The 22,872-nt window shown below is 68.0% G+C and carries 24 protein-coding genes and 1 pseudogene; 5 read left to right on the forward strand and 20 right to left on the reverse strand.

All coding sequences use genetic code 11. The annotated features are described in order from the left end of the window. Complete coding sequence (locus NX1_RS21890) at window positions 1-1,497, reverse strand: amino acid permease (RefSeq protein WP_068062727.1); 1,497 nt, start codon at window positions 1,495-1,497, stop codon at window positions 1-3. A 200-nt stretch (window positions 1,498-1,697) separates the two neighbouring features. Here NX1_RS21890 and NX1_RS21895 point away from each other — a divergent pair, with 200 nt between their 5' ends. The 4 genes from NX1_RS21895 (at window position 1,698) to NX1_RS21910 (ending at window position 7,143) form a co-directional block, all read left to right on the forward strand. Next, a complete protein-coding gene (locus NX1_RS21895) occupies window positions 1,698-2,444 on the forward strand; it encodes a MerR family transcriptional regulator (protein ID WP_068062642.1) in 747 nt (248 codons plus the stop codon). A gap of 122 nt (window positions 2,445-2,566) precedes the next feature. Continuing rightward, a complete protein-coding gene (locus NX1_RS21900; protein ID WP_157119937.1) occupies window positions 2,567-2,881 on the forward strand; it encodes a hypothetical protein in 315 nt (104 codons plus the stop codon). Window positions 2,882-2,890: 9 nt separating this feature from the next. After that, the gene (locus tag NX1_RS21905; protein WP_068062648.1) at window positions 2,891-5,797 is read left to right on the forward strand and encodes a WXG100-like domain-containing protein; all 2,907 of its coding nucleotides are present in this window, start codon (window positions 2,891-2,893) and stop codon (window positions 5,795-5,797) included. Further along, window positions 5,794-7,143, forward strand: coding sequence for a hypothetical protein (locus NX1_RS21910; RefSeq protein ID WP_068062651.1), 1,350 nt, complete (start codon window positions 5,794-5,796; stop codon window positions 7,141-7,143). Before NX1_RS21905 ends, NX1_RS21910 begins: the two co-directional genes overlap by 4 nt. Before the next feature lie 22 nt (window positions 7,144-7,165). Here NX1_RS21910 and NX1_RS21915 read toward each other — a convergent pair whose 3' ends face one another. The 5 genes from NX1_RS21915 to NX1_RS38080 are packed head-to-tail and all read right to left on the reverse strand — an operon-like array spanning window position 7,166 to window position 10,864. Continuing rightward, on the reverse strand, window positions 7,166-7,522 hold the full coding sequence (locus NX1_RS21915; protein ID WP_068062654.1) for a YbaB/EbfC family nucleoid-associated protein: 357 nt from the start codon (window positions 7,520-7,522) through the stop codon (window positions 7,166-7,168). A 36-nt stretch (window positions 7,523-7,558) separates the two neighbouring features. After that, entirely contained in the window at window positions 7,559-8,023 is a 465-nt protein-coding gene (locus NX1_RS21920) for a hypothetical protein (RefSeq protein ID WP_068062657.1), read from the reverse strand. Next, the gene (locus tag NX1_RS21925) at window positions 8,020-9,111 is read right to left on the reverse strand and encodes a hypothetical protein (protein WP_157119939.1); all 1,092 of its coding nucleotides are present in this window, start codon (window positions 9,109-9,111) and stop codon (window positions 8,020-8,022) included. Before NX1_RS21925 ends, NX1_RS21920 begins: the two co-directional genes overlap by 4 nt. A gap of 29 nt (window positions 9,112-9,140) precedes the next feature. Next, entirely contained in the window at window positions 9,141-10,544 is a 1,404-nt protein-coding gene (gene eccB / locus NX1_RS21930; protein WP_068062663.1) for a type VII secretion protein EccB, read from the reverse strand. A gap of 38 nt (window positions 10,545-10,582) precedes the next feature. Continuing rightward, a complete protein-coding gene (locus NX1_RS38080; RefSeq protein WP_245668623.1) occupies window positions 10,583-10,864 on the reverse strand; it encodes a hypothetical protein in 282 nt (93 codons plus the stop codon). Here NX1_RS38080 and eccE point away from each other — a divergent pair. Then, a complete protein-coding gene (gene eccE, locus NX1_RS21935; protein ID WP_245668622.1) occupies window positions 10,782-12,362 on the forward strand; it encodes a type VII secretion protein EccE in 1,581 nt (526 codons plus the stop codon). The two genes, NX1_RS38080 and eccE, sit on opposite strands and share 83 nt — an antisense overlap. Window positions 12,363-12,410: 48 nt before the next feature. Here the strand turns inward: eccE and NX1_RS21940 are convergent, their stop codons facing one another. From NX1_RS21940 to NX1_RS36465, 14 genes and pseudogenes are all read right to left on the reverse strand, one after another. Continuing rightward, on the reverse strand, window positions 12,411-12,704 hold the full coding sequence (locus NX1_RS21940; protein WP_068062666.1) for a hypothetical protein: 294 nt from the start codon (window positions 12,702-12,704) through the stop codon (window positions 12,411-12,413). Window positions 12,705-12,744: 40 nt separating this feature from the next. Then, a complete protein-coding gene (locus NX1_RS21945; RefSeq protein ID WP_068062669.1) occupies window positions 12,745-13,056 on the reverse strand; it encodes a WXG100 family type VII secretion target in 312 nt (103 codons plus the stop codon). Between the two features lie 73 nt (window positions 13,057-13,129). Further along, on the reverse strand, window positions 13,130-13,915 hold the full coding sequence (locus NX1_RS21950) for an ESX secretion-associated protein EspG (protein WP_068062672.1): 786 nt from the start codon (window positions 13,913-13,915) through the stop codon (window positions 13,130-13,132). After that, a complete protein-coding gene (locus tag NX1_RS21955) occupies window positions 13,912-14,937 on the reverse strand; it encodes a PPE domain-containing protein (RefSeq protein WP_068062675.1) in 1,026 nt (341 codons plus the stop codon). The genes NX1_RS21950 and NX1_RS21955 overlap by 4 nt, the downstream gene beginning before the upstream one ends. Before the next feature lie 4 nt (window positions 14,938-14,941). Next, complete coding sequence (locus tag NX1_RS21960; protein WP_068062678.1) at window positions 14,942-15,247, reverse strand: PE domain-containing protein; 306 nt, start codon at window positions 15,245-15,247, stop codon at window positions 14,942-14,944. Between the two features lie 14 nt (window positions 15,248-15,261). Beyond that, window positions 15,262-16,620, reverse strand: a complete 1,359-nt coding sequence (locus NX1_RS21965; protein ID WP_068062681.1) for a hypothetical protein — start codon at window positions 16,618-16,620, stop codon at window positions 15,262-15,264. Further along, entirely contained in the window at window positions 16,617-16,937 is a 321-nt protein-coding gene (locus tag NX1_RS21970) for a type VII secretion target (RefSeq protein WP_068062684.1), read from the reverse strand. The genes NX1_RS21965 and NX1_RS21970 overlap by 4 nt, the downstream gene beginning before the upstream one ends. A 104-nt stretch (window positions 16,938-17,041) precedes the next feature. Then, a complete protein-coding gene (locus tag NX1_RS21975) occupies window positions 17,042-17,356 on the reverse strand; it encodes a YbaB/EbfC family nucleoid-associated protein (RefSeq protein WP_245668621.1) in 315 nt (104 codons plus the stop codon). After that, entirely contained in the window at window positions 17,353-17,643 is a 291-nt protein-coding gene (locus NX1_RS21980; protein ID WP_068062737.1) for a hypothetical protein, read from the reverse strand. The genes NX1_RS21975 and NX1_RS21980 overlap by 4 nt, the downstream gene beginning before the upstream one ends. A 178-nt stretch (window positions 17,644-17,821) precedes the next feature. Further along, a complete protein-coding gene (locus NX1_RS21985) occupies window positions 17,822-18,607 on the reverse strand; it encodes an ESX secretion-associated protein EspG (RefSeq protein WP_068062687.1) in 786 nt (261 codons plus the stop codon). After that, window positions 18,604-20,256 (reverse strand): WXG100 family type VII secretion target, encoded by a 1,653-nt coding sequence (locus tag NX1_RS21990; RefSeq protein WP_068062690.1) that lies wholly within the window; start codon window positions 20,254-20,256, stop codon window positions 18,604-18,606. The genes NX1_RS21985 and NX1_RS21990 overlap by 4 nt, the downstream gene beginning before the upstream one ends. Before the next feature lie 13 nt (window positions 20,257-20,269). Then, complete coding sequence (locus NX1_RS21995) at window positions 20,270-20,977, reverse strand: YbaB/EbfC family nucleoid-associated protein (RefSeq protein ID WP_157119941.1); 708 nt, start codon at window positions 20,975-20,977, stop codon at window positions 20,270-20,272. A gap of 54 nt (window positions 20,978-21,031) precedes the next feature. Further along, entirely contained in the window at window positions 21,032-21,859 is an 828-nt protein-coding gene (locus tag NX1_RS22000) for an ESX secretion-associated protein EspG (protein ID WP_068062697.1), read from the reverse strand. Then, window positions 21,859-22,872 (reverse strand): annotated as a pseudogene (locus NX1_RS36465) (hypothetical protein); the annotation flags it as partial. The gene NX1_RS22000 and the pseudogene NX1_RS36465, both read right to left, overlap by 1 nt.

A 22,872-nucleotide genomic window follows, 5' to 3' on the forward strand; every position in this document is an offset into this window, starting at 1 on the left:
CTATTCGCCGCGGTGTTCCAGCGGTCGTTCGGCCAGCACCGGGAACTGCCCGGTGTGCCCGTCACGCAACACGGCGATCGCCGACACACGCTTACGGACCAGCAACCAGCCACCGCACATCAGCGGCAGCACGACCACACCCATCGCGATGACCGCGCCGCGCTGGGTCGGGTCGGGCCCCAAGAGCATGATCGCGACGACACCGGCCAGGAACACCAGCGCCGCGATGCTCGTGTACGGCGCGCCGATCAACCGGAACGCGGGTCGCTGCACCCGGCCTTCCCGCGCCCATGCCCACAGTTTCAGCTGGCACATCAGGATCGCGGCCCAGGCGGCGATGGTGCCGAGGGCGGACATGTTCAGCACGATCTCGAAGGCATGCTCCGGAACGGCGGCGTTGAGACCGACTCCGGCGAGGGCGACGACAGCGGTGGCGAGAATACCCACGTACGGCACGCCGTTCTTGGACATGCGTGCCGCGATGGCGGGCGCGCTGCCGTTCACCGACATCGAGCGCAGGATGCGCCCGGTCGAGTACAGACCGGCGTTGAGGCTGGAGAACGCCGCGGTGAGCACGATCAAGTTCATCACCGAGCCTGCGCCATCGACGCCGAGCTTGGCGAAGAAGGTCACGAACGGGCTGGTGCCCTTCTGGAAAGCGTCGTAGGGCAACAGCAGCACCAGCAAAACCAGCGAGCCGACATAGAACAGGGCGATGCGAGCGATGACCGAGTTGATCGCCCGGGGCATGATCTTCTCCGGAGTCTCCGCCTCACCCGCCGCGGTACCGACGAGTTCCACTGCCGCGTAAGCGAATACGACACCGGTGATGGTGAGCACCAGCGGCAGGACACCACTCGGGAACAGCCCGCCGCTGTTGGTGATGACGCTGGGCCCGGTGTCCGAACCCTCGATCGGGAACCGACCGAGCAGGAACACCATGCCGATCACCAGGAAGCTGACCAGCGCGACCACCTTGATCAGCGCCGCCCAGAACTCCATCTCGCCGAACCACTTCACCGAGACCATGTTGATCAGCACGACGATCACCAGCGCGGCCAGCGCGATCGTCCACTGGGGGACCACCTTGGTCGCGCCCCAGTAGTGCACATAGGTCGCGATCGCCGTGATGTCGACGATGCCGGTCATACACCAGTGGAAGAAGTACATCCAGCCGACGCCGAAGGCCAGCTTCTCCCCGTAGAACTCGCGAGCGTAGGAGACGAACGATCCTGACGACGGGCGGTGCAGCACCAGCTCGCCGAGCGCGCGCAGGATGAAGAAGACGAAAACACCGCAGACCGCGTAGACGATGAACAGGCCGGCGCCGGCTTCCCTCAGCCGGCTGCCCGCGCCGAGGAAGAGGCCGGTGCCGATGGCGCCGCCGATGGCGATCATCTGCAGCTGGCGCGGACGTAGCGCCTTGTGATAGCCGGCGTCCTCGTCTTCCGGTGTGTCATGGGACGTCGAAATGCCTTGCGGTCTAACGGTAGTCATGATGTGGCCTTCCTTCTCCATCGGATCATGCCGTTAGTTGATGGAACATACCGTCAACCGATGGCGTATACAAGAGTGGTATGTGACCCGATGTGGCCCTGCCGATCTCGATGTGGCGGTGATTGAACCAGGCACCAGCCCTGCGGGAAGGGGAGACGGGCAGCGCCGACCGAACTGTTCACCTGTGGTTTCCTGGAGGCATGGCGATGGAAGTGGAGCTGACGATCAGCGATCTGGCCGAGCGATCGGGGATGACGGTGCGGACGCTGCGCGACTACAACGAGCGCGGCCTGCTACCTCCGCCGAAGATGAAGGGCCGCACCGGTTTCTACGGCGAGGAGCACCTCAATCGGATCCAGATCGTGGAGCGGCTGCTCGAGCGCGGGATCACCCTGAACGGAGTACGCAGGCTGCTGGAAGCCTGGGACCGGGGCGAGGATCTCGCCGATGTGCTCGGCGTCGCCGCCACTCCCACTCCCCCGCCGCCGCGGGGCGCGACGCAGGGAGCACTCGTTCCTGCCGCCGACCTCGCCGAACGGTTCGAAGCCGTCCCCGACGGCCTTGCCAGGGCCGTGGCGGCCGGACTGTACGAACCGGTCGATCAAACCACCTACCGGGTGGCCGAGCCGGCGCTCCTCGAGGTGTTCGACCAGCTACTCGACGCCGGGTTGACGACCGATCGCGCGCTGGACGAGATCGATCAGCTGCGCATCGACTGTGACCATATAGCGCGGCAGTTCACCGACATCTTCGTGCGCACCGCGGTCCGAGAGTTCCAGCGCTCGGATCGCGGCGAACGGGATGTGGAGACCCTCAGGGCACAACTGGACTCGATACGCACCCGGCCTGGCGCGATCACCGCGACGGTGGTCGGCCGATTCGTCGAACGCTACGTCGGCTCGGTGGTCACCCGAGAGTTCCCCGGCGTGTTCCCACCCGGCGCCTGATCCGGCGCACTTCCCACCGAATCCCTTTTCCGCCCAACGAAACCGTGATATACACACAGTAGATCACCCACCGGCACCGGCATTTCGCCGAACCCGGTCCCAATAAAGACGAGGTGGGTAACTTGTCGGAAACAATCATTGTCACCCCCGACGATGTGCGCGCGGGCGGCACCGAATTGATCGCGGCGAAGACCGCATTCGAGACCACGGTGAATATCCTGTCGGAAGCCATCGGCTCCTACGGTACGGAAACGTGGGGTAAGGACTCCTACGGCAAGGAATTCGCCGATGGCGAGAACGGCTACCGCAGTTCTCGGAACAACCTGCTGAGCGGCGGCCGGGAAATGGTGCAAACGGTCGAGGATTTCGGGAACGGATTGATCCAGGTCGCGAACACCTCCGAGTCCGCCGATTTCGGCAATTCCAGCGCGTTCTGACGGACTCCGATGTCATTGCATTGGCCGGAAGAACTGCGTTTTCTGACCTATGTGGTCGGCCAGGTGTGGCCGGACGGCGACGAGGATCGTATGTTCGCCATGGCCCAAGCCTGGCTGGCCGCCGCCGAAGACCTGGAGCGGCAGGTCCTTCCGGCCATCCAAATGGCGGAGGGCCGCGCCCTGAGCGGCTACGAATCCGGTGCGGGGCGCGACCGGATAGCGGCGGCGCTACATCAGCTACAGACCGGCGACCATTCGGTCCAACAGCTGGTCGAGGACTTCCGTCAGGTCGGCACCTCGACCCGCAACGCGGCGACCACGCTGGAAGCCACCAAACTGATGACGATCTTCGCGGTCACGATGCTGGCCGCGCAGATCGCGGGTGCGTGGCTCTGGCCGCCGACCGCACCCGCCGTCGAGGCCGCCGCGATCGGCGCCACTCGCGCCACGCTGTACCGGGTCAGCAATCGCGCGCTCGCCGCGCTCGGCAATATCCCGCATGTGGGTGAATACCTGGTGAAGACGCTCAGATATCTGCCCCGGTTGACGGACGAACCGGGGCGCATCGCCGGGCTGGTCGCCAAACACCCGACGGCAGTCACCGCGAAAGCCACCCCTGGTCTCTTCAAGACGTTCGTCGACGCCGGTTTCCGGGCGACCACCGCGCGCACGCTCGCCGAACTTCCCGCCGACACAGTGCAATTCCTCATCTCCAAGGCGGTGAACAACCTCATCTGGGCAGGCGGCCTCGACGCTACGATCCAGGGAATACAGATATCGAAGGGCCATCGCGATGAGTTCAATGCCACGCAATTCGGCATGTCGGTCGCCGCGTCGACCGGCGGCTGGTACGCGGGTGCGCTCGTCGCGACCAATCTGAGCAAATACGGCGGCAGGCTGTTGACGAGCCGGGGCAAGGACCCAACCGCGGGTATGTGGGGCGCCGGACTCGGCCTGTTGTCCGGCACGGTGCCGACGGTCGTCTCCACCCTGGTCGGTGGCGGCATCGCCATGGGGTTCACCGGATCGTTCGACCCCACGGTCGGGCTCATCGGCGCGCTGTCGAGCAATTCACTGATCGGTACGCAACGCGGCTATATCGGCATGCGGGGGCAGGAACCGGTGGCGACCAGGGCCGGCGATGCGGCACAGCACAATACGGTGCGGGCGGGCCTCGGAGCCGATGCTCCGGCCGCGGGCCAGGGCCGCCGGCTCCCGCTCGAGTCCTCGAACGAACTGATCTCCAAGATCCGAGCGCGCGACGATCAGGGGTACCAGGCGGCGCGCGCCCAGGATCGGGCGGCGGTCCGCGAGGCCGAGCGCTCACCGGACAGCGGACCCGTCGATCGGCGGGCGCACCGCGACGCGTTCGTCAACGAACAGCGCAGCCGGATCAAGGAAGTCGCCGACGCGCGGCGGGCAGTACTCGATGCGGAACTGGCGAACGTCCGGGCACGCGACCGCGCGGCCGCGGCGCCGGACAATCCGGCCGCGCACGATGCCGTTGTCCGGACCCGGCAACGGCTGGACGAGGCCATCGATGCCGACGCCGCGACACGGGCGCGCGTCCAGAGCCGACTGGAAGCGGCCGACCGGCACAGCGAACTGGCCGCTACCACGCCGCCGAGATCGCACCCCGACCGCGAAAAACCACTGCCACCACTGCCTGAAGAAAAACAACTACCACCACTGCCGAAACCCGATAGCGACAACGCGACGAATTTCGCGGCTGAACGGCGTGATCTGCCCGGCGACGAGCCGGGCAAGGTCAGGAGCCAGGTGGACAGCGCGACCTCGGCGGGGAGCCGAGCGCAGAACTCCGGCGGCGGCAGCTCAGCCGAGAACCAGGTGCAGAACCCTGGCGTGCGGACGCGGGTCGGCGACTCCGAAATCACGCCGGCATCGCCCACCCCAGCCGGGCACGACCGCACACGTTCGACCACCGACTCGACCGGTAACGTGCCCTCGCGCAACGACAATGAGCACAGCGGCGGGCAGCAGCAGCCTCGTCCCAGCCCCGCCCAGCAGGCCGAGGACCCGACGGTGGCGACGCTCCGGAGCGGTCTGGCCGTGGCGGATGCGCGCATCAACACTCTGCGGGACGCGGACACGCAGGTCACCGGTGCGTACAAGAGGGCGGTAGGGCGGGGACTCAACGATCTCGTCGAACAACGCACCACGCATCGAGAAGCCCTGGCCGGGGCGAAGACGGCCAGGGAAGCGATCAAGGCGGACTTGGACCGGGCGCGGACCGCCCACGGCGACGACGCCCCCGACGTGCAACGGCAACGGATCGCCGAGCTGGAGAAAAGGCTCAACGCGCAGGACCGCACGATCGAGGACGAGGCCGCTCACCTGGCCGTCATCGACCGGCAGCTCACCAGAACCAGCAGCGAGCTCGACGCGGCGATCGGCGCCCGCGAGCGCGCCATGGCCGACGTGCGCAGGGCGATGACGGACCTCGAGGACGCCGGGCGCGCGGCAGCGGCGGCGAGCGCCGCGTATTCCGCCGGCCAAGGCCGTGGCGGTACCACACACCCCTTCGCCCACGAGGAGCAGCTGCGGCGCGAGATCGACCAGCGCCGTGTCGAAGTCGAACTCTCGCGCGCCGACCACGAAGAACTCGAGCAGTGGTCCGGGGTGGCCGAGCGGCGACTGCAGCGGCAACTCAGCGACTTCGAGACCAGCATCCGCACCGAACGAACCTTGCTCGACGGCGGCTACATGAGCGGAAAGCCCAAGCCCAGGAAACTCCCGCTCGCGCACGGCATGCCCGACCCTTTCACCGCGCTGCTACCACCCACCTACGACTTCTGGCTGCCAGGGGGAACATCCGAGCACCCGGCGCCGGAACCCGAAGAACCCTGCGAGCCCGAGGTCTCGGGCGATCCCCCGCGAACTAGGCGACCCCGATGACCATCGAAAACCATGACTGTGCGCTCGACGCGGCGAAAGGCGAGCCGGACATCCCCGATGTGGCCTTCTCCTTGACCACGGAATTCGGCATCGGCACTGCCAATGTGGCCACGACTTCGACGCGCCCGACTGTCTCGGCGATCAGCGCCACCACAGCCGTGTCGGCCATGGCCGCCGCGCCCGAGCCCCCCGCCGCATCGGCATCCACGCCCGCCCCCGAGTTTGCCGCTCCGGCCGCGGCAGACGACCACGCAGCCGAGGACCGCGCAGCCGAAATGCGCCGGTCCGCCGAGGAACTCGTCACCGCCATCACCGACCTGCTGCTGCCGACGGCCCCGCCGGACTGGCAGCAGTTGCGGATGGGGTTCTCGGTGACGGTGGCAGCGGTATCCGGCGATGCGGTGTTCCTGGTCGACGACGAGCCCCTCGCCGCCGAAATACCCACGGCGGCAGTGGAACTGGTCCAGGCGCTGCGAATGGTGACGGTGCGTCCGGACGGGTCGGCGTGGTGGCATGTCACCGTGGTGCGCGATCGGACGGGCACACCCCGTTGCGAATTCGGCTATGGCGATGTCGCGTTTCCGGTCGAGCGGCTCTTGCCTACCGCGGCCTACCGGGCGGATCTCGAGCACTTCTCCCGCGAGCGACTGCCCGTGTGGCTGGCTGGGCGGCTCAGGGTCGAAGACGATGCGCAGCAGTTGCCTCGGGTGCTGGCCAGGGCCCGGCTCGATCGCGCACCCGCGACGCCCGTCCCGTTTCTCACGGCGCCTACGGTGTGGGCACGGTGGGCGACGGTGGCCGCCGCGGCGGTGGCGATCGGCACCGAGTGGGGACCTCGACTCCTCGGTTCCACCGCGGCCTTCGAGGGCACCGACGGAAGCGGCTCGACGCTGCACCTGCTCCCACGCGGCCGGGCGGTGCTCTCCGGCGGGCTCTGGAACGCTCCCGAACTGGCCGCGGCCTACAACGACGGCGCACCGGTCCCGGAGTACTACGCCGGTGTCCCGGATTGGCTCGACGGCGCGGCGCTGAATCACCGCGCGTTCACGGCGCAGCTGTCGTTCTGCTACTGGTGGGACGGCACGGGCTGGTCCAGCGGGCAGTCACCGGCGCCGACCACCATCGGTGCGGCGATCCCCGGCTTGTGGACACCGGCGACGGTGGTCGACGTCGTGTGCGGTGTGCTCGGCGCGTCGGCGTCCCGCCCTGCGGTCGCCGATCTGGTCGCCGCCGCCGAATCCGGTTCGGTGACACGCGAGCTGGCAACCGCGGCCTTCACAACGGACGAGGACACCGACGTACCGGGTGCGTGGTCCCAGCTGGCGGTGGCCGGGCTCACGCGCTGAGCTCAGCACCGACACGCCCAGCTCAGCGCAGATGCTCCCGCAGTGAATCGATCGCGCCGAGCATGCCGTCCAGGCTGGGAGCCGCACCGCGATCGATCGCGATGGGAGCGACCAATTCCCTTGTCCGCTCGGCGATCTCGCGCACGGCCTGCTGTGATGCCTCGGTGACGGCGGCCGCGATCTCGTCGTAGCTCAGCTCGTTGACGCCCGCGCCGAACTTGATGTCGACGGCGATGCCGTCGGCATTCACGGTCACGCGGACCCGGCGGCGTTGCGCCCAGCCGGTGGCCACCAGCTGCGCGCATTCGGCCTGCACCTGCGCCACCTGTGCCATTTTGGCCTGGAATCCGGCTACGGCACTGGCGAATTCGTCATCCATGGTAGAGGTTCCTTCCCCACGCGGCCCGCACGTTGCTCAACGGTCCAGGATTCGGTTGCCGGCGCGACGCGGTTTACTCCCGGCACGGTCCGCAGGTGGTGTCAGCGGCGCCCGCATCGGTTCGGGCAGCTGGGAGCGCAGGGCGGCCAGCTCGTCCGGGAGCTCCTGTGCCGATGGCAGACCCAACCGCAACGTCCCCAGCGGACCCAACAGCGCCTTCTTCTTGCGCTCGACCTCCGCGGCCGCCTCCTGCGCTGCCTGCACGGTGGCGCGGGCGATCTGCCCGTAGCTGAGTTCGTCGATTCCGTCGGCGTACAGCGTCTCCACGATGGACCCGGACGCGTTGACGACCACGGTGATCCGGCCGTGCTCCACTGTCGCCGACGCGGTCAACGCGTCACGGGCGGAGCGCATTCCGGTCAGCTTGCCCAGCGCGCCGGCGACGGCGTCGATCAGATCGGCCGCTTCGCCTGCGGCGCGCTGGTTCTCCGGTCGGATCATGCCCGCGTCACCTCCGCCATCGCTTCCGCCAGTCCTTCCGATTCCACCCGTAACCCCGCGTAGCGCATCAGATAGTCGGTCACCTCCCCGGGGTCTTGCTGGTCATCCGCGTCGGGCAGCAGCACCAGGAACCGGGTTGGGTTCGGTTCCTCGTCGCCGACCAGGGCGACCAGTTGCCCGCCGCGCATCCGTAGCACCAGCAGCGGGTTGTCTCCGTCGGGCACATCGGCGAAGGCAGCTTTCACCGCCCACTCCAGGTCGGAGATGAAGATGTCCACCCAGCCGATCGGCGCGCTGGACCCGATCGAGGGCCAGGTCCGCGGATCCACCGGCACCAGCGCGGGTTCGGGCCACGGCCTGCGCTGGTCGAGCTCGGCGACCAGCCGTCGAAGGAAATCCAGGATCTGCTCCTCAGTGAATCCGCCTGCGAGATCGACCGCCAGTTCGGGTACCGTTTCGGCCGCGACGGCCTGCGCCAGCGCCGGATAGAACTCCTCCACCGTCGGGGCATAGCTGATCCGGTCGATCAGGTCCGTTGCCGCATCGGCGACGATCTCCGCACCGGACAGATCATCCAGGTACACCATGGAGGCGCAGAGCTGGACGACCAACTGCGGCTCGGCAGGCTCGTCGCCGAATCCGGTTGTGTCCCCACCGATCTCGGATTCAGGACCATGCTGCTCGATGGTGAGGCTGTCCAGTGAGAACGGGCGGTCCACCCTGGCCGGAGCGGAATCGTCGGGATAGGCGTCACCGGTGTCGGGTCGATAGCGCAGATACAGCTCGACCTCGGCATCGCTGAGTCCAGGGCGGTCGTCGTCCCCTGGCACGCCGTCGACGTACCCGACCTCCCAGTCCAGCACCGTCGCGATCTGGTCCGCCGACAGCAGTCCATCCGGCATCGGCTCGTCGGCGGCGGCGAACCCGGCGTTGTCCGCGGCAGCACTCACCAGGGTCACCCGTAAGTCCTCCGGCGCCGTCACACAGTAGCCGGCATCGTCGATCATGTCCGGCCCGACAAGCACACAGACCCCACCGACCGCTACCACCACCGCACCATCGGCATGCCTGCCCACAATCCGCGGCATCAGCACTTCCCTTCCATTTTCCGCAACTGCTATCGCCCGGTGGCGACGATGTCCCTGGCGATCAAGGCCGACTGCCGGTCGAGCATCGGCCCTCCCGGCAGCTGGCTGACGATCTGCCACGGCGCCAATTTCGGCTTCGTGAGTCCGAGAACGGTGGCCGTCGCGGTGTCCGGGATGCCGAACCGGACGCCGGTGTCGGTGACGTAGAACAGCGCGTCACGCCGGGTGCTGTCCGGCTCTATCCCGGTCACCTGGATGAATTCACCGGTGGACGCCGGGAGGTAGGCGGCATCGGCACCGGCGCTCGCCACGAACGTCATCGGCGCGATCTCGTCGGCCAGCGGCAGCCTGCTGCCGAGCAGCACCTGCAATCGTGCGGTCTGATCACCGTCCCCGCGCGCCCACGAGACGCACGCCACCGGATCGGTGTCGGCGGAGACGACGGTCAGGGCACCGTCGGGAAATTCGTCGACCGGCAAGGTATCGACTACCGGAATACCCCTGATCGCGTCCGGTGAGAGCGTCGGAATCGACGTCAGTCCCATGGAATTCGAGGTGCGCAGCACCTGCTCGGTGAACTCCGAGATCTGCTGCACGCCGTCGGCGAGTACCACATATGGAGTCGAACCGCCGGCGCCCTGGACCCTGATCACCGAACCGATGGCGAACTCCCCACCGCGCACCGCACTCGGCTCTCCCGCCCTCGGGATCACCGGCACCGCGATTTCGGGCGCGGCCACGCTAGCGTTGAGCAGACCCGTCCCGATCGGTCGTGGGCGCAGGGCACGCAGCTGCGGAAGCGCCGACACGATCGCCTCGTTGTTCTTGTCCACCCGCGCGTGCTTGCCGTCGTAGATCAGGTAGGTCGCACCGTCGTGGGTGGCCAGCACCGCTTCGCCCCGCGCCGCTGCCCGTACCTGCGGGCCGAGCCGCGCCGCCCCCGCCAGCACGGTACGACGTAGCCCGGCGGTCGCGTCCTCACACAACGTCCACTCCGAGCGGCCGCTGTCCGCCGGACCCGGGAGCGCCGCCGGTGCGCCGGGAATGCCGAGCAGCGGTCCGCGCGGCATCGACGACAGCTTTCCGTCCTTGACCGAGGTAGGCGATTCGCCGCTGCCGGTGATCAGCCGGGCCGACGCGAGATTGAGCGCGGGGTGCAGCGTTCCGTCCACCACCGCGTACAAGGCGCCACTGCCGGAGCCCATCACGATTTTGGCGTCGCCGACCTGCCCTTGTGGACGCAGAAACGACAATATCGCGCAGCCCGCGGTGACCAATACCGCGAGCACGACACCGGTGATCAACGACCGGAATTGAATACGCATGGGATCGTGCAACATGCGCACATCACGGCGCACTATCGCATGCCCATAACGCTGCAGCAGAAATCGATAACCATTGACCTGCGCGCGGGTAGTCAACTGGGCAGGCATCACAACTCCTTACGCAATTCCGGCTGACGTGTGAGACGCTAGCGCATCATGGAGGGTTTGTGCTGAATGGAGACAGGCCGAGTGAACAACGAACAAATTCCAGGAAATACCGCATCGGAGGCGGCCACAATTCCGGCACCGGGCAGGCAGCGCCGCACGCCATTCGACATATTGCCGTTGACCGTCGTTTTGCCGTGCGCCACGGCGGGCGCCGTCGCCGCTACCTCGGCGATCGCGCTGAACGCACCACTGTGGGCGACGACAGGAGCGGGTATCGCAGTTTCCGCGCTCGGCGCGGCCAGGGCGAGGAAAACGAACATTTGGCAAATTCTGGGAATGCGCATCGCGCTGTGGTGGCGCAATCGCGGCGAGCATGCGGGCCCGTCACACACCGAACCGTTCGATGTTCCGGTGCCCGAAACCGGCGGCCGATGCGGAATGCGCTGGGATGGCCGCCACCTGATCACCATGCTGGCGCTCGATCGCACCGAGGTGACGCCCACCCTGCTCGACACGACCGACATCCACTCGAACTCGGGCATATCCCTTGCCGACGTGGCGCGCTGTCTAGCCCAGTTCGACATCCGGCTGGCGTCGGTCGACGTGGTCACCCTCGGGGTGCGCACCAACGGCCCGCACAATGTGACCGGCCCCTACGAGAAGCTGCTCGGCCCGTTGCCCGCCGCGGCATCGCGAACGGTCTGGCTGGTCCTGCGCTTCGATCCGCTGGACAACGCCGGCGCCATCGACAACCGGGGCGGCGGCCAGGAGGGCATGATCCGGACGGCGCTTGTGGCCACACGCCGCGTCGCGAGCCGCCTCACCACACGCCGGGTCCGCGTTTCGGTGCTGGCCGCCGAGGAACTGGCCGAGGCGGAGGCAGCCGCTTTGCACGACACCGATGTGGATCAGTGGTCCGAGGACTGGCGCGTACTGCGCAGCAACAGCATCGAACTGGCCGGCTACGCGATTCCTTCGGATCGGCTGGATTCCGATGTCCTCTCGGCGGTCTGGGCGCTGCCGGGCACATCCGTGCTCACGAGGCTGCGCCTGACCCTGGAGCCGGGATCGAAGACACCTGGGCGCCGTGGTGACGCGGTGGCCGTGACCGCACTGGTCCGGAGGGACATTACGGGAAGGGACGACATCGAACCCGGCTCCGCCACCGCCGATCTCGGCCTGCTTCCGCTGCCAGGCAACCAGCGGCGGCTGCTGCTCGACGGCGGTCACCTCGATCCGTCCGCCGCGCTGAGCGGGCCGCCGGCGGCGATGGCTCGGTTCACCGTGCCGGTCGGCGGGTGTGGTCAGGTGATCGGCGCGACGGAAGGCGGCTCGGGCGTCGCCGTTCCACTGTTCGGCTCCTCCGTCCGCCGAGTGGAGATCATCGGATCGCTGCGATTCACCCAGCTGATGGTGCTGCGCTCGGTAGCGGTCGGAGCCAAGGTGATCGTGCACAGCGTCCGGCCCGCGGCCTGGGAGCACCTGGTCGACGAGGTCGGTGCCCCCGCGGCGCTATCGGTATCGTCGGCGGGTGGCTCGCACCACGCGGCTGCGGCCACGATGATCGTCTACGACGGCGTCACCTCCGCCGGCCAAGTATCGGACGCGACCGCGGTCTATGTCCGCGAACCCGACGAGGGCCAGGTCGCTCTTCTCGACGCCGACGTGGTGCTCATCGAATCCGCCGATACCCCCGGCCAAGTGGTGCTGCGCACCGCGGGCGAAGACCTGACCGTTCGACTGGTCTCCATCCCGGAGGAGGTCGAGTATCTCGGCGCCACCGCGACAGAAGCGCGAGCGCTGGTTCCGACGGCATGAGTAAGGGGCCCGTCGCCGTCGGCGGCGGGCCCCTCCCGGATCAGCTGGTTACCAGACGAAATCGTCGGCGACATTCTGGTCGGTCGCCTGCGCCTTCTCCAGCGCCGCCCGAACATTGTCGATGCCCTTGCCGAGGATATGCAGCAGATCGTCCATATCGGTCATCAGGGTGTTGTGCTTCTGGCTGAACGCCGCGGAAGCCCCCGCATCGCCGCTCTGCCACGCCTGGCCCAGCAGCCTTTTCGACGCGTCGTCGGCGTTGTTCCGTTCCGTGGTGATTGCCGTCCGGTACCCTTCCAGGTCCGTGATCAGCGCGTTGATTTTGGCGGGGTCGTACAGCATGGTGGTGGAGTCCCGTTCTCTGTAGTGGTATTCGGGCGATTCAGAGGTAATTGGTGTTCAGCGTGGTGAATCCGGACATGCTCTCGTCCTCCGCTGACGCCACTTTCTTCTCACCGGTATTGAGCGCGTCGGAAACAAGGCCCAGATCGACGTTCACCGCCCGGATCTTTCCCTGAAGTTCGGTGGCGAACTTGTTGAAGGCGGAATACGCTTCGCCTTCCCAGCCACTCTTCGCGCTTTCCACCGCGACACCCAGATTGTCGACGGTCTTGTCGATCGGCGGGATCGTTGCGGCATATTCGTTCGCGTACTTCTGGAATGTGGCGAAATCGAGGTGGAGTGCACCGGCCATGACATGTCCTCTCGGATGAATGGATCTGTGAAACTGCCGGAGCGATCACTCCGGACGATCGGGAAATCGGTGGCTACGGCATCCAGCGGCTCTGCGGCAGCGCCTCGATCTGGGCCGCGACCACATGGGCCAGCCTGCGGTCGCTGCCGGTGGCGAGGGTGGTCCAGGCACGTCCGTCAGCGGCAATACTGCCGCCGGCGATGATGCGGCCCGCCGCGGTGTCGTATACGGCGGCGGTGGCAGGCGAACGAACGGCTCTACCGTCGACGCGGGCATAGCAGACCAGCTCGGCGAGCGTAGTCCATTGCCGCAGGGCCAATCCCAGCGTGATCGCCTCCGACTCCGGCATACCGAGTTGGTAGACGGCGTTCGTCGCACTATTGCCCGGATCATCGAGTCGCTCGCACAACTCGTCGGTGGGGGCACGGAACGTCGGTATATCGGCGGGCTGTGCCGGTCCGAGCGCGTCGAGCAGCGGCCGGGCCAGTAGCTCCGGATCCTCGTCACCCCACACGGTGCGGATGTCGAGTTCATCGCCGACGCGGATCGCGACGGCATGGTGGAGCCCACGCCGCACCAGGCACACACGGTGCAACGCCGCACCGCGCCGGATCCGCAGGACCAGCTCACGCTCCGGCCGCGCGAGCGCGAGTAGTGCGGCGGCGAGCTCGTCGTCGCGGACGTCCCCGTCGTGGTCGAGCACACCGCGCTCTCGCAGATCGAGCGCCGCGGCCGAGCGAGCGACAGCCGCGTCCGCATGGTCGATATGGCGTGAGCGCAGCGCGAGTACGGAAGGGAGGGTCTGCACGCCGAGCGCCTCCGCGACGACGAGCGCGCCGTCGGTGGTCAAGGAGGTCATCGGCCCTCCGCACCCGTGGTCGCAATGCCCTGCGCTGTGGCACTGCCGCCCAATACCGCCGGTGCGGTCGCGAATCCAGCGTCGACCACGATCTGCGCGGCGATGTCGCTCGCATCGGCGGCCCCGGCGCGTGCTCCCGCTTGCGGCGCGGGCGAAGTGGCCTGCGTCGCGGGGGGCGGCACGACCGGCGGTGCCGACGGCGCCGTATGGGCCGTGGTGATCGGCATCGCGCCTGGCGCGGGTGACGGCGCGATGATCGAACCTGGCTGCGGTAGCGGGGTGAGCACCAGCGATTCGGCGCCGACCGCCACCGTCGGCGGCGGCGTGAGGTCGAGCGCGGACAGATCGACCGTCACGGCCGGCGCCTGCACGACCTCGGCAGGCACCGGCACCGCCGCGGGCGGCTCCGGTGCGGCGGGCGCGGCGGCGCGGCTGCGTTTCTGTTCGGCGAGCAGGTTGGCGCCCGCCGACACCGCAGGGGCAAGCTGCTGCACCCACGGCACCGCGAGTCTCTCCCCTGCCGCTTCGTAGGTGCGCATCACCTGGGAGGCCTGCTCGCGCAGCGAGTCGACCTGGCGTTCGGCCAGGTCGAGCAGCCCGGCCAGCGGTGCGCCGAGCAGGCTGCCGCGCAGCATGTCTTCGGCCGATCGCACGGCCGCGCTCAGCTCACCCACGGGCGGCATACCGAGTCTCGCCAGCTCGTACGACGCCGCCTGCTGGGCGGCGACAGCGGCATTGTCCGTCGCCGCGGCGGTGATGACGTCGAACCACGTGGACAACCCGGCCAACTGCGCCAGGCCGTCCTCGCTGGAATCGGATCCCCAGGCGCCACCCACGATCGACAGGATGGCGCGAAATTCGGCGCCTGCCGCGCCGAGTCCGGCGGCGAACTCGGCGTAGGCCGACCCGGCGTCGGCCATCGGGGCCCCGCCGGGACCGGTGGTCAGCTCGTGCGCCAACTGCTCGGCGGGAACGGCTTCCCAGTTCGTGCCGGTGAACCCGGCCTGTGGTGGCTCGACCATCGCGCTACATCAGTGGCTTGAACGAATCGACCACGTCGTCGTCGGCCACGACGGCGAGGTCGGCGTGCGAGCGCAGGTTGGCGGCGATCTTGCGCAGCTCGCCGATCCCGCTCAGGTACGACTCCTGGAACGATCCGCCGACTGCGCCCATGGTCTGCGCCGTCTGCCGCGACACCGGGTCGAGGGCCGCCGCGGCCGGGCCGAGCGCGTCGCCGCGCCTGCGCAGCGTGCCCTCCAGGCCGTCCGCCAAGGAATCGAGGCGGCTCGCCGCCAGGCGGGCGAGTTCACCGTCGAATGCGATCTGACCCATCGAAATCTCCTCTGCTACAAGCTGTATGGGTTGTCTTTTGTGCTGGACGGCGCCACGCCGATGACCGGTGCCGTGGTCTCGGCGGGCGGGCCGTCCACGAGCTCGTCGACGTGGCAGGTGTCCACCATCGCGTTCACCTCTGCGTCGATCGCCCTCGACCGCGCACTCGCGGTTGCCAGCGCCCCCGTGCCCGGCACGACGGGCGGCAGCATTTCTCCCGTCACCCTGGCGGTGGCCACGGTGGTCGGACCCGATGAGGTTCCCGGCGAGGTTGTGGCGACGACGCTTTCCGTCTGCCAGGCACCCAGCGGCGCCGTCGCGCTGGCGACCGGCGCAGCAGTAATCGGATGCCCGCTCGAAGTGCCCACTACGCCACCGGTTCCGGTCCGGTTCGGTACCGGCGCCGGGGTGTCCGTCGCCGGTTTCGCCGGCATTTGCGCGGTGACCTCATGGCCCACCTGACGCGCCGCCGTGATCAGTGGCTGCACCAGCTGCACCAATTGCTGGACGACCTGCCGGCTCGAGTCGGCGGAGTTCGTGTTGGCGGTCGGCGCGGATTTCGCCGACAGCCCGCCCGGGGCATGCCCTGGGGTGACCGGGCTCGGCTTCCCCGATATCAGGCCCTTGGCCAGCGACTGCGGCGCCTTACCCAGACCGGGCGGCTTCGGGATGCTCGGCTTGCGCACCGACACCGGCGTCCCCGCGCGAGCCATCTGCGCGGACTGCCCGGCCAGCTGTGCCTTGGTGTGCGCGGTGATCGCCATCGCCTCGGCGCCCGCTTCGATCGCCGTGGCCAGCAGGGCGCCCTGCCCGGCCGGGGTCACCAGGGTCGGGCCGAGCGCGGCGGTGGTCAGCGCGAATCGGGTTGCCACCGCGGCCATTTGCAGGTATCCGGTGGCCACCGTGCCTGCGGCGCCCGCCGTGATCGCGTTCATCTGCGTCGCTTGCCCCGAGATGGCGGTCGACGTCGCGGCCGTCTCGACCGCGGCCGTGGTCGCGGCCCGGCTACCCGCGCTCTGCATCGACTGCAACAGCTGGAGACCGGTGGTCGCCAATTGCATTGCGGCACTGATCGATTGGCTTACCTTCTGCAGTATCACCTGCGGGTCGTGCGCACCGTTGGCGCCCAAGTTGCCGTTCCCGAAGCCGCTGAACAGGTCGGTGACCGGCTTGATCAGGGCAGCCGGATCGATCGTCGGCAGCGGCGGCAGGCCGGGCAGCGGCGGTAGCGCGGGCAGCTGCGGCAGCGCGGGCAGCCCTATCTGTGCCAGCACCTGTTCGGTCGGCCGATCGAGGAACGGCGCGACCGGGGTGTCGCGGATCGCGTCGAGAACGGTCGGCGGCAGTGGCGCGGCGAGATGTCGCGCCGTCATGCCTGCGCGCCGACGCGCGAGACGAAGGACCCCGCACTGGTTTGGTCGGTCAACTCATAGGACTGCGCGGCGACGCGTGCGGTGTGGGCGGTCCCGGCGTAATTGGCCACCAGTTCGCCCACTGCGGTGAAGTGATTGGCCTGCGCGTAGGCGAAACTCAGCAAGAATTCTTGCCCGATCAGCCCGAATACCGGAACGGCAGCGGAGACGACCGCAGCCTGATCGATGGCCCCGGCGACGGCGACCGCCGCGGCCATTCCGTCGGAAATTTCGGCATACTCACGAAATGCCTGCGGCTGCACATTCACAACATTCATCGCGGTACCCTCCTGGTGCTGCTCTGCGAACTCGATACCTGGCGGCTCATCCGGAAATCTAATGAGCGCACGGCCTTTCGCAAGCGCTTCGCGGGCCGCGGGTCCTACTGTTCACCTTGCCGTCGGTTGTTCACCTGATTGTTGAAGTCCTCGACCAGCCCGCCGCGGGCGGCGAGTGCCCGCTGCGCGGCGGCAGCCGCCGCGGCCACTACCGCCCCGTTGAATTCGGCGGGCGACATCCGGGATATTCCCAGCCCCAGGCGGAGGTCGAGGAGTCGGCCCGAGGCGTCGACGACGGCCGTGACCGTCCCGTCGTCGGTGGTGTGTTCGCCCCGGATCGCGGCGATGTCGTCGGCGAGCCGGCGCATCAGGTCCAATCGAGCGGTCGCGCCCGCTTCGAGTGCGGCGAAATCTTTCACCGTGTGCTCCCGTCCTGTTCGAGCCAGCTGCGCGGCTCGTATTCGTGCTGGGCCTCATCGGCGAGTTCGGACTGCTCGATGGCCTGCGGGGTGGGCAGGTCGAGCAGACGCAGCACGTCCTCGCCGATGCCGAGGCCGGTCAGGTATTCCCTGCGCCGCAGGCCCGCGCGGTCGGCGGCGAGGCGGCACAGCCGCAGGACCTCGGCGGCGAGATCGCCTGGGTCACGGCGCAGTTGATCCGGCGTGACGCGGACCATGGTCGGGAGTCCGGAATCTGTCGCGGTCACCACGATTTCCCCGCCGCGAAGAGACGCTTCGCCGGTCGAATATGTTTCGAAGTCCGGCGCTGCCGAGTATTCCGGCTCGCGGGCCGGTTCGGGATCGTCGCTTTCATACCCCGGGTTGTCGTATACGCCCGAGTGAACCGAATCTGTGTACCAGTCGATTTCAGCTGATCGGGGTCGTTCAGGCACGGCGCTCGTCCTCCAAGGTCTGCAACACGGTGGTGATATGGGCGGTGATCAGGTTCGCCAGCCGGGGCAGGTCGACGGCCGTCGCGATGGGCCCGGCCGCTTCGGTGACGGCATAGCGGCCGTCGTCCACCAGGTCGCGCCATTCGATGCGGTAGCGGGTGATGCCTCTCGGCCCGAAAATAGAACTACCCAGCCGTATTTCGATGACGCCGACACATTCGGCCCGTCTTCCCAGCCACTCGGCGCTGAGCCGGTCGCCATCGGAATAGCTTTCCCGCACCTTCGACCGGCCGTAATAGTAGTCCGCGCCGCCGTCGCCCAGCGCGGTCACCAGCGGCGTATCGGGCAGCCGTCCCGCGGCTCGCTCGGGCAGCGCCCCGGCGACAGCACCGGCGAGCCGCTCCGCGTCACCGGCGGTGACCACGTAACCGCCACTGTGCCAAATACTTTCGCCAGGCGACTGGCTGATCAACGTGGCCGCCGCCCCCTGCCGCGCGCCCAGCACACGAACCAGACCGTCGGGGCAGTCCAGGCGTCGTGGATCGAAGCCGTGGGCCGATACCAGGACGTCGGCGTGCGCGATCCGGGCAAGCGCGGCACGCAGGCCGCCGTCCTCGGCATCGGCCGTGCGGGCCCTCGCCTCGGCCCGCAACCGCGACCACTCCTCGGCGTTCTCGCCGCGGTAGAGCGCGAACAGCGGAGCGGGCAGCCGATCCTGAAACATGCTGTCCCACAAATCGATCAGCTCCACATCGGTGAGCCGCCAGGTGCGGCTCACCGGTCGAGTACCGGCCGGATGCCGCGCCCGTGCTCGCCGAGCGCCTCATCCAGATGCTCGGTGGAGTTCAGGTACTCCGAACGCTTCTTGCGCTCCTCGTCCGAATTCGTCCTGCCGGGGACGCCACCGTACGGCGTACCAGGGTGCGACCCACCGGCCGGTCCGGCGCGGCCGATCACCCTCGGCTCCGCCTGCACGACAGCGCGGGGGAACAGCTTGGACTCCAATGACCCGAGGGCCACCGGGCCGCGGGCGATCACACCCTTGCCGCTGATGCCGCCCCCACCCTTGCCGAGCGAAGTCCCGGTCTGCAAGCCGACCGGCGGCAGCGCACTCGCGAGAATCCCCGGGGTGCGCGAGGGATCGGTGGATAGATCACCCGGCAGTTTGTTCAATGGCGACAGCAGACTCTCATCGATTCCCCCAGACGATTTCGGTGTCTTGGCCGACCATTCCGGAGTGGATGGCGGTTTCGTTCCGGTTTCAGTGCCGCCGTGCCCGGGCGGCTTGCTCCCCTCCTCGCCGCCGCCACTGCCGCCGCCTTCGCCGCCGCCCTCTTCGCCGCCGCCGTCGGTCGGTGGCTCACTCCCGTCATTGTTTTCCGGCGGGTCGGGTATCTCATCGTCCTTCAATGACAGCCCCTCGGTCATCGGTGTCCCGACCGGATAACTGCTGACGGGGGCCAAGGGGCCCGTCACCGGGTCCGGCGTAGGCAAGGTCACGATTCGAGTGGTCGTATGCGTGTAATTGTCGGAGTAGTAGAGCTGAAAGTTGTCCTGGTACCGGATCAGGTTGAGCTCGTTCACCATTTGCTGGCCGATGCTGTCGCCCGTAGGCGGCGACGGTGTCGGCGGCATCGCGTTCTGCTTCGTCTGCTGTAGCCAGCCCGAGGTGAAGATCAGCGTGTCGCCCAGGCGCTGCATGTCGTCGGTGAGTTGGCTGGAAGCGGCGGTGTATTCGTTGGTGGCCGCGATCGCGGACCGCGAACCGATGCCCTCCCACCGAGTGCCGATGGACGAGATCGTGGTGCGCAGGGTGGTGAAACCGTTCTCCAAGGTCGTGGACAGCCAGTGCCAGACCTCCCCCGCGTCGGCGACGGCCTGCGGGTTCATCGAATTGCAGATCATGTAGAGCGTTTCCCAGCCCAGCTGGCGACCCATCTCGGGACCGAACCCGAACGAGTCGTACTTCGTCACAGAATCGGGTTTGCGTGGATGCTCGGGGACGGCGCCCTTGGGCGGGGCGCCGCTCGGCGGAGTGCCCGACGGGGTGAAGGAGATGTCCTCGAAGCTCGCCTTCGACTCGTCCTCGGTGCGGCCGTACCGCTTTCCCGCGGTAACGAAGGTGTTGCCCATATCGACCAGGATCTGGCGATGCCGGTCGACGCGCTCACGCAGTTCCGTGCCGAACTTCATGCTGAACACCGTCCACAGCAGCCTGCCCGACCCCGACTCGGCGATCACCGGGCTCGCCACCGTGGTGTTCTGGTCGATCCAGTTTCGCACGCCCACAACCGCTTCGAGCATGTCCTCGACGTGCTGGGCGCATTGTTGGGCCGTGCCTGGCTCGAGTTTCAGGTGTCCGTTGTTCGCCGAATCGCGCAGGCCGGCCCAGAGCGTGCCGTTGGAGACTCTCGGGTCAGGTGCCATTGTTTTCTCCGATTCATCGCAGTTGGTCGCGAAGACGTTCGAGGCCGGCCAGCACGACATCCGGGCCGGGAAAGCGCGGCCGGTCGGCCTCGACGGTCGGCGCATACAGGTCGGCGACCTTGCGCGCCACGCTCGCCACCGCCGCACGCGACGCCGCCGTGATGGCCTCGGCGATCTCCTCGTAGTCGAGGTCGCTGACGGCGCCGGAGAAGCGCAGGTCGATGAGTACGCCGTCGGCGTTCACGGTGACCGCCACCCGACGGCCCTCGGCGGACGCGGTGGCGAACAGCCGGGCCCGGTGTTCTTGCCGGGCGATCAGGTCGGCCTGCTCACCGGGATCGACGACCGGCTCACGCTCGGCGGGTGGCGTCAGCAAGGCCGGCGGCGGTGGCGCAAGCCGCGCCTCGTCGGGCATCCAGTCGACCAGATCCGACAACTTCGGCAATCGCAGCAGCGCCGCCCGCTGTGCCGAAAGCACCTCGTCGGCTTTGCTTTTCACCTGCGCCGCCGCTCGCTGCGCTGCCTGCACGACACCGCGGGCGATCTTGTGATAGCCGAGCTGCTCGATGTCGTCGGCGAAGTAGACCTCCGTCAGAGCACCGGAAACGTCCGCCACCACGACAATTCGTTCCAGCTCGGCGGTCGCCGACGCCGTCACCGCCTGGTGCAGGCGCTCGGCCTCGGCGATTCCGGTGATGAGCTGGTGAACATCGTCGATCACCTGGGCCACTTCTGTTCTCAGCCGATCATTCCGACCGTGCACGTCGCCTCCGCCTCATCGGCCGTCGTCGTAGACGCTGGCCCGGACCAGCCCGCCGCGTGACTCGTCGTCGCGGACCAACATCAGTTCGTCGCAGTGCCGGTCGATCAGTGCGCGCAGCCTCGCCGCATCGACCGCGACGGCGGCCGGGGGCGGCTCCATTCCGATCACGTAGCGGCCGTCACCCGGATGGTCCTCCCAGACAATCCATTTCGTCACCTGCCCGCGCGGCCCGAAGTTCGAGTGCCCCTGGGTGATCACGATCTGGCCGACGGTCGCCTTCGGCGCCGCCTGCCACTGCCTGCACCGCGCGTCCACGTCGCGGTCGCCTTCGTCGTACAGCGAGCCGCGACCGTGCCAGTGATCGAATTCGGCCTGCTCCCCGCCAGTACCCAGCAATTCCACCCGAGGCTGGCTGCCCGCCTCCATCGGCGGCAGCTTGTCCACCAGCAGGCGGGTCAGCGACGCCGCGTCGCACTCGGTGATCTCCAGCTCGTCGTGACTTTCCGTCGTGGTCGAGCTGAAACCCTGGATCAGTACCGCTCGGTCACCGAACTTCTTGCCCGCCATGACGATTCGCCCATCGATCGATCGCGCGGCACTGTGGTCGTAGGCACGGACGACCATCCGGATGTCGGCCTGCAGCGACTTCACCAGCACGTCGGCCAGCGCCGGATCCCACGCGGCCTGTAGTTCACCCCAGACCCGCGCCTTGGCGAATTGGAAGTCATAGTAGCCGCGGATATCGGTGATATAGGTGAACGGCCAGCTCTGCTTGCGATCGACGAGTCGTTCGCGCAGCACCAGATATTCGAGGCCGCTCAGGCGCCAAGTGCGTTCCACTATGGTCTCTCCTCCATCGTGCTGCCGGGATTCCCGGTCGTCGCCGTTTCGCCTGCCACTTCGGTGGTCGACCTGGTGGCCGTGAAGTCCTGGAAGACCTCCGGCTGGTGGCCCCCGGCCCGGCCGGGGAACCCGAACCGCACCTCTGGTGCGCCGCCGCCGGGGAACAGCGCGAAAGACACGTCGACCGGCCCGGTCGCCCCGGGCGGGAACAGCTGCGTCTCGATGTCCTCGACCTGCCGCTCGATCCGCTCCGCCGCCTCGTCCAGCGCCTGCTTCACCGTCATGGCGCCGTTCTCCACGGCCTTGGCCAGCGCCTGCAGACCGGGACCGAGCTGGGCGGCGAGCTGATTGCCGAGCTGCACGAGCGTCGGGATCGCCGACGAGATCAGTTGCAGCACTTCGGAGAACAGACTCATCAGGTCGGCGCCGGACCGGCCGCCACTGGCTCCGCCACCGGTCCCGATCGGACCGCTGGGACCCGCCGGGCCGCTGCCCTGCCCCGGATTGCCCGAGTGATTCGAGCCGCCGCCACCGGATTTGCCACCGGCGGAACCGGTGCCGCCACCGCTGCCGCCACCGGATTTACCGCCGCCGCTACCGGATCCGCCGCCCTCGCCGCTGCCTTTACCGCCACCGTTGCCACCGGGCTTACCGCCACCACCGCCCCCGCTACCGGTGCCACCACCCCTACCATTACCGCCACCACCACCATTGTTGTCGCCGGTAGGCTGCCGATAGTTGTACGTACCGGGCAGATCACCATTGGCCCCGGCAAGCTTGTTCGGATCGGTAAACACCGGAATATACCCGGCCAACTGCTTGATCCCCGCCACATAACCCTTCTGACCACTGGTACCGTCACCAGAATCCCAGAACGTCTGCACACGAGGCAACTGCTCGTCAACCGTGAAACTGTTGACCCATCCGACCGTCCATCCGACCGCCGCGTCCCCGCGATAATACAACTGGTCGTAACGAGGCAGATGCGACCACACGAAAGCATTGAAATC

The organism is Nocardia xishanensis NBRC 101358 (genome assembly GCF_001613365.1).
Lineage (GTDB): Bacteria > Actinomycetota > Actinomycetes > Mycobacteriales > Mycobacteriaceae > Nocardia > Nocardia xishanensis.

Excerpts from the sequence above, each read along its gene's own strand:
- NX1_RS21890 (WP_068062727.1), bottom strand. The coding sequence starts at position 1,497 with ATGACTACCGTTAGACCGCAAGGCATTTCGACGTCCCATGACACACCG.
- NX1_RS21895 (WP_068062642.1), top strand. The coding sequence starts at position 1,698 with ATGGCGATGGAAGTGGAGCTGACGATCAGCGATCTGGCCGAGCGATCG.
- NX1_RS21905 (WP_068062648.1), top strand. The coding sequence starts at position 2,891 with ATGTCATTGCATTGGCCGGAAGAACTGCGTTTTCTGACCTATGTGGTC.
- NX1_RS21910 (WP_068062651.1), top strand. The coding sequence starts at position 5,794 with ATGACCATCGAAAACCATGACTGTGCGCTCGACGCGGCGAAAGGCGAG.
- NX1_RS21915 (WP_068062654.1), bottom strand. The coding sequence starts at position 7,522 with ATGGATGACGAATTCGCCAGTGCCGTAGCCGGATTCCAGGCCAAAATG.
- NX1_RS21920 (WP_068062657.1), bottom strand. The coding sequence starts at position 8,023 with ATGATCCGACCGGAGAACCAGCGCGCCGCAGGCGAAGCGGCCGATCTG.
- NX1_RS21925 (WP_157119939.1), bottom strand. The coding sequence starts at position 9,111 with ATGCCGCGGATTGTGGGCAGGCATGCCGATGGTGCGGTGGTGGTAGCG.
- eccB (WP_068062663.1), bottom strand. The coding sequence starts at position 10,544 with ATGCCTGCCCAGTTGACTACCCGCGCGCAGGTCAATGGTTATCGATTT.
- NX1_RS38080 (WP_245668623.1), bottom strand. The coding sequence starts at position 10,864 with ATGTTCGTTTTCCTCGCCCTGGCCGCGCCGAGCGCGGAAACTGCGATA.
- NX1_RS21940 (WP_068062666.1), bottom strand. The coding sequence starts at position 12,704 with ATGCTGTACGACCCCGCCAAAATCAACGCGCTGATCACGGACCTGGAA.
- NX1_RS21945 (WP_068062669.1), bottom strand. The coding sequence starts at position 13,056 with ATGGCCGGTGCACTCCACCTCGATTTCGCCACATTCCAGAAGTACGCG.
- NX1_RS21950 (WP_068062672.1), bottom strand. The coding sequence starts at position 13,915 with ATGACCTCCTTGACCACCGACGGCGCGCTCGTCGTCGCGGAGGCGCTC.
- NX1_RS21955 (WP_068062675.1), bottom strand. The coding sequence starts at position 14,937 with ATGGTCGAGCCACCACAGGCCGGGTTCACCGGCACGAACTGGGAAGCC.
- NX1_RS21960 (WP_068062678.1), bottom strand. The coding sequence starts at position 15,247 with ATGGGTCAGATCGCATTCGACGGTGAACTCGCCCGCCTGGCGGCGAGC.
- NX1_RS21965 (WP_068062681.1), bottom strand. The coding sequence starts at position 16,620 with ATGACGGCGCGACATCTCGCCGCGCCACTGCCGCCGACCGTTCTCGAC.
- NX1_RS21970 (WP_068062684.1), bottom strand. The coding sequence starts at position 16,937 with ATGAATGTTGTGAATGTGCAGCCGCAGGCATTTCGTGAGTATGCCGAA.
- NX1_RS21990 (WP_068062690.1), bottom strand. The coding sequence starts at position 20,256 with ATGGCACCTGACCCGAGAGTCTCCAACGGCACGCTCTGGGCCGGCCTG.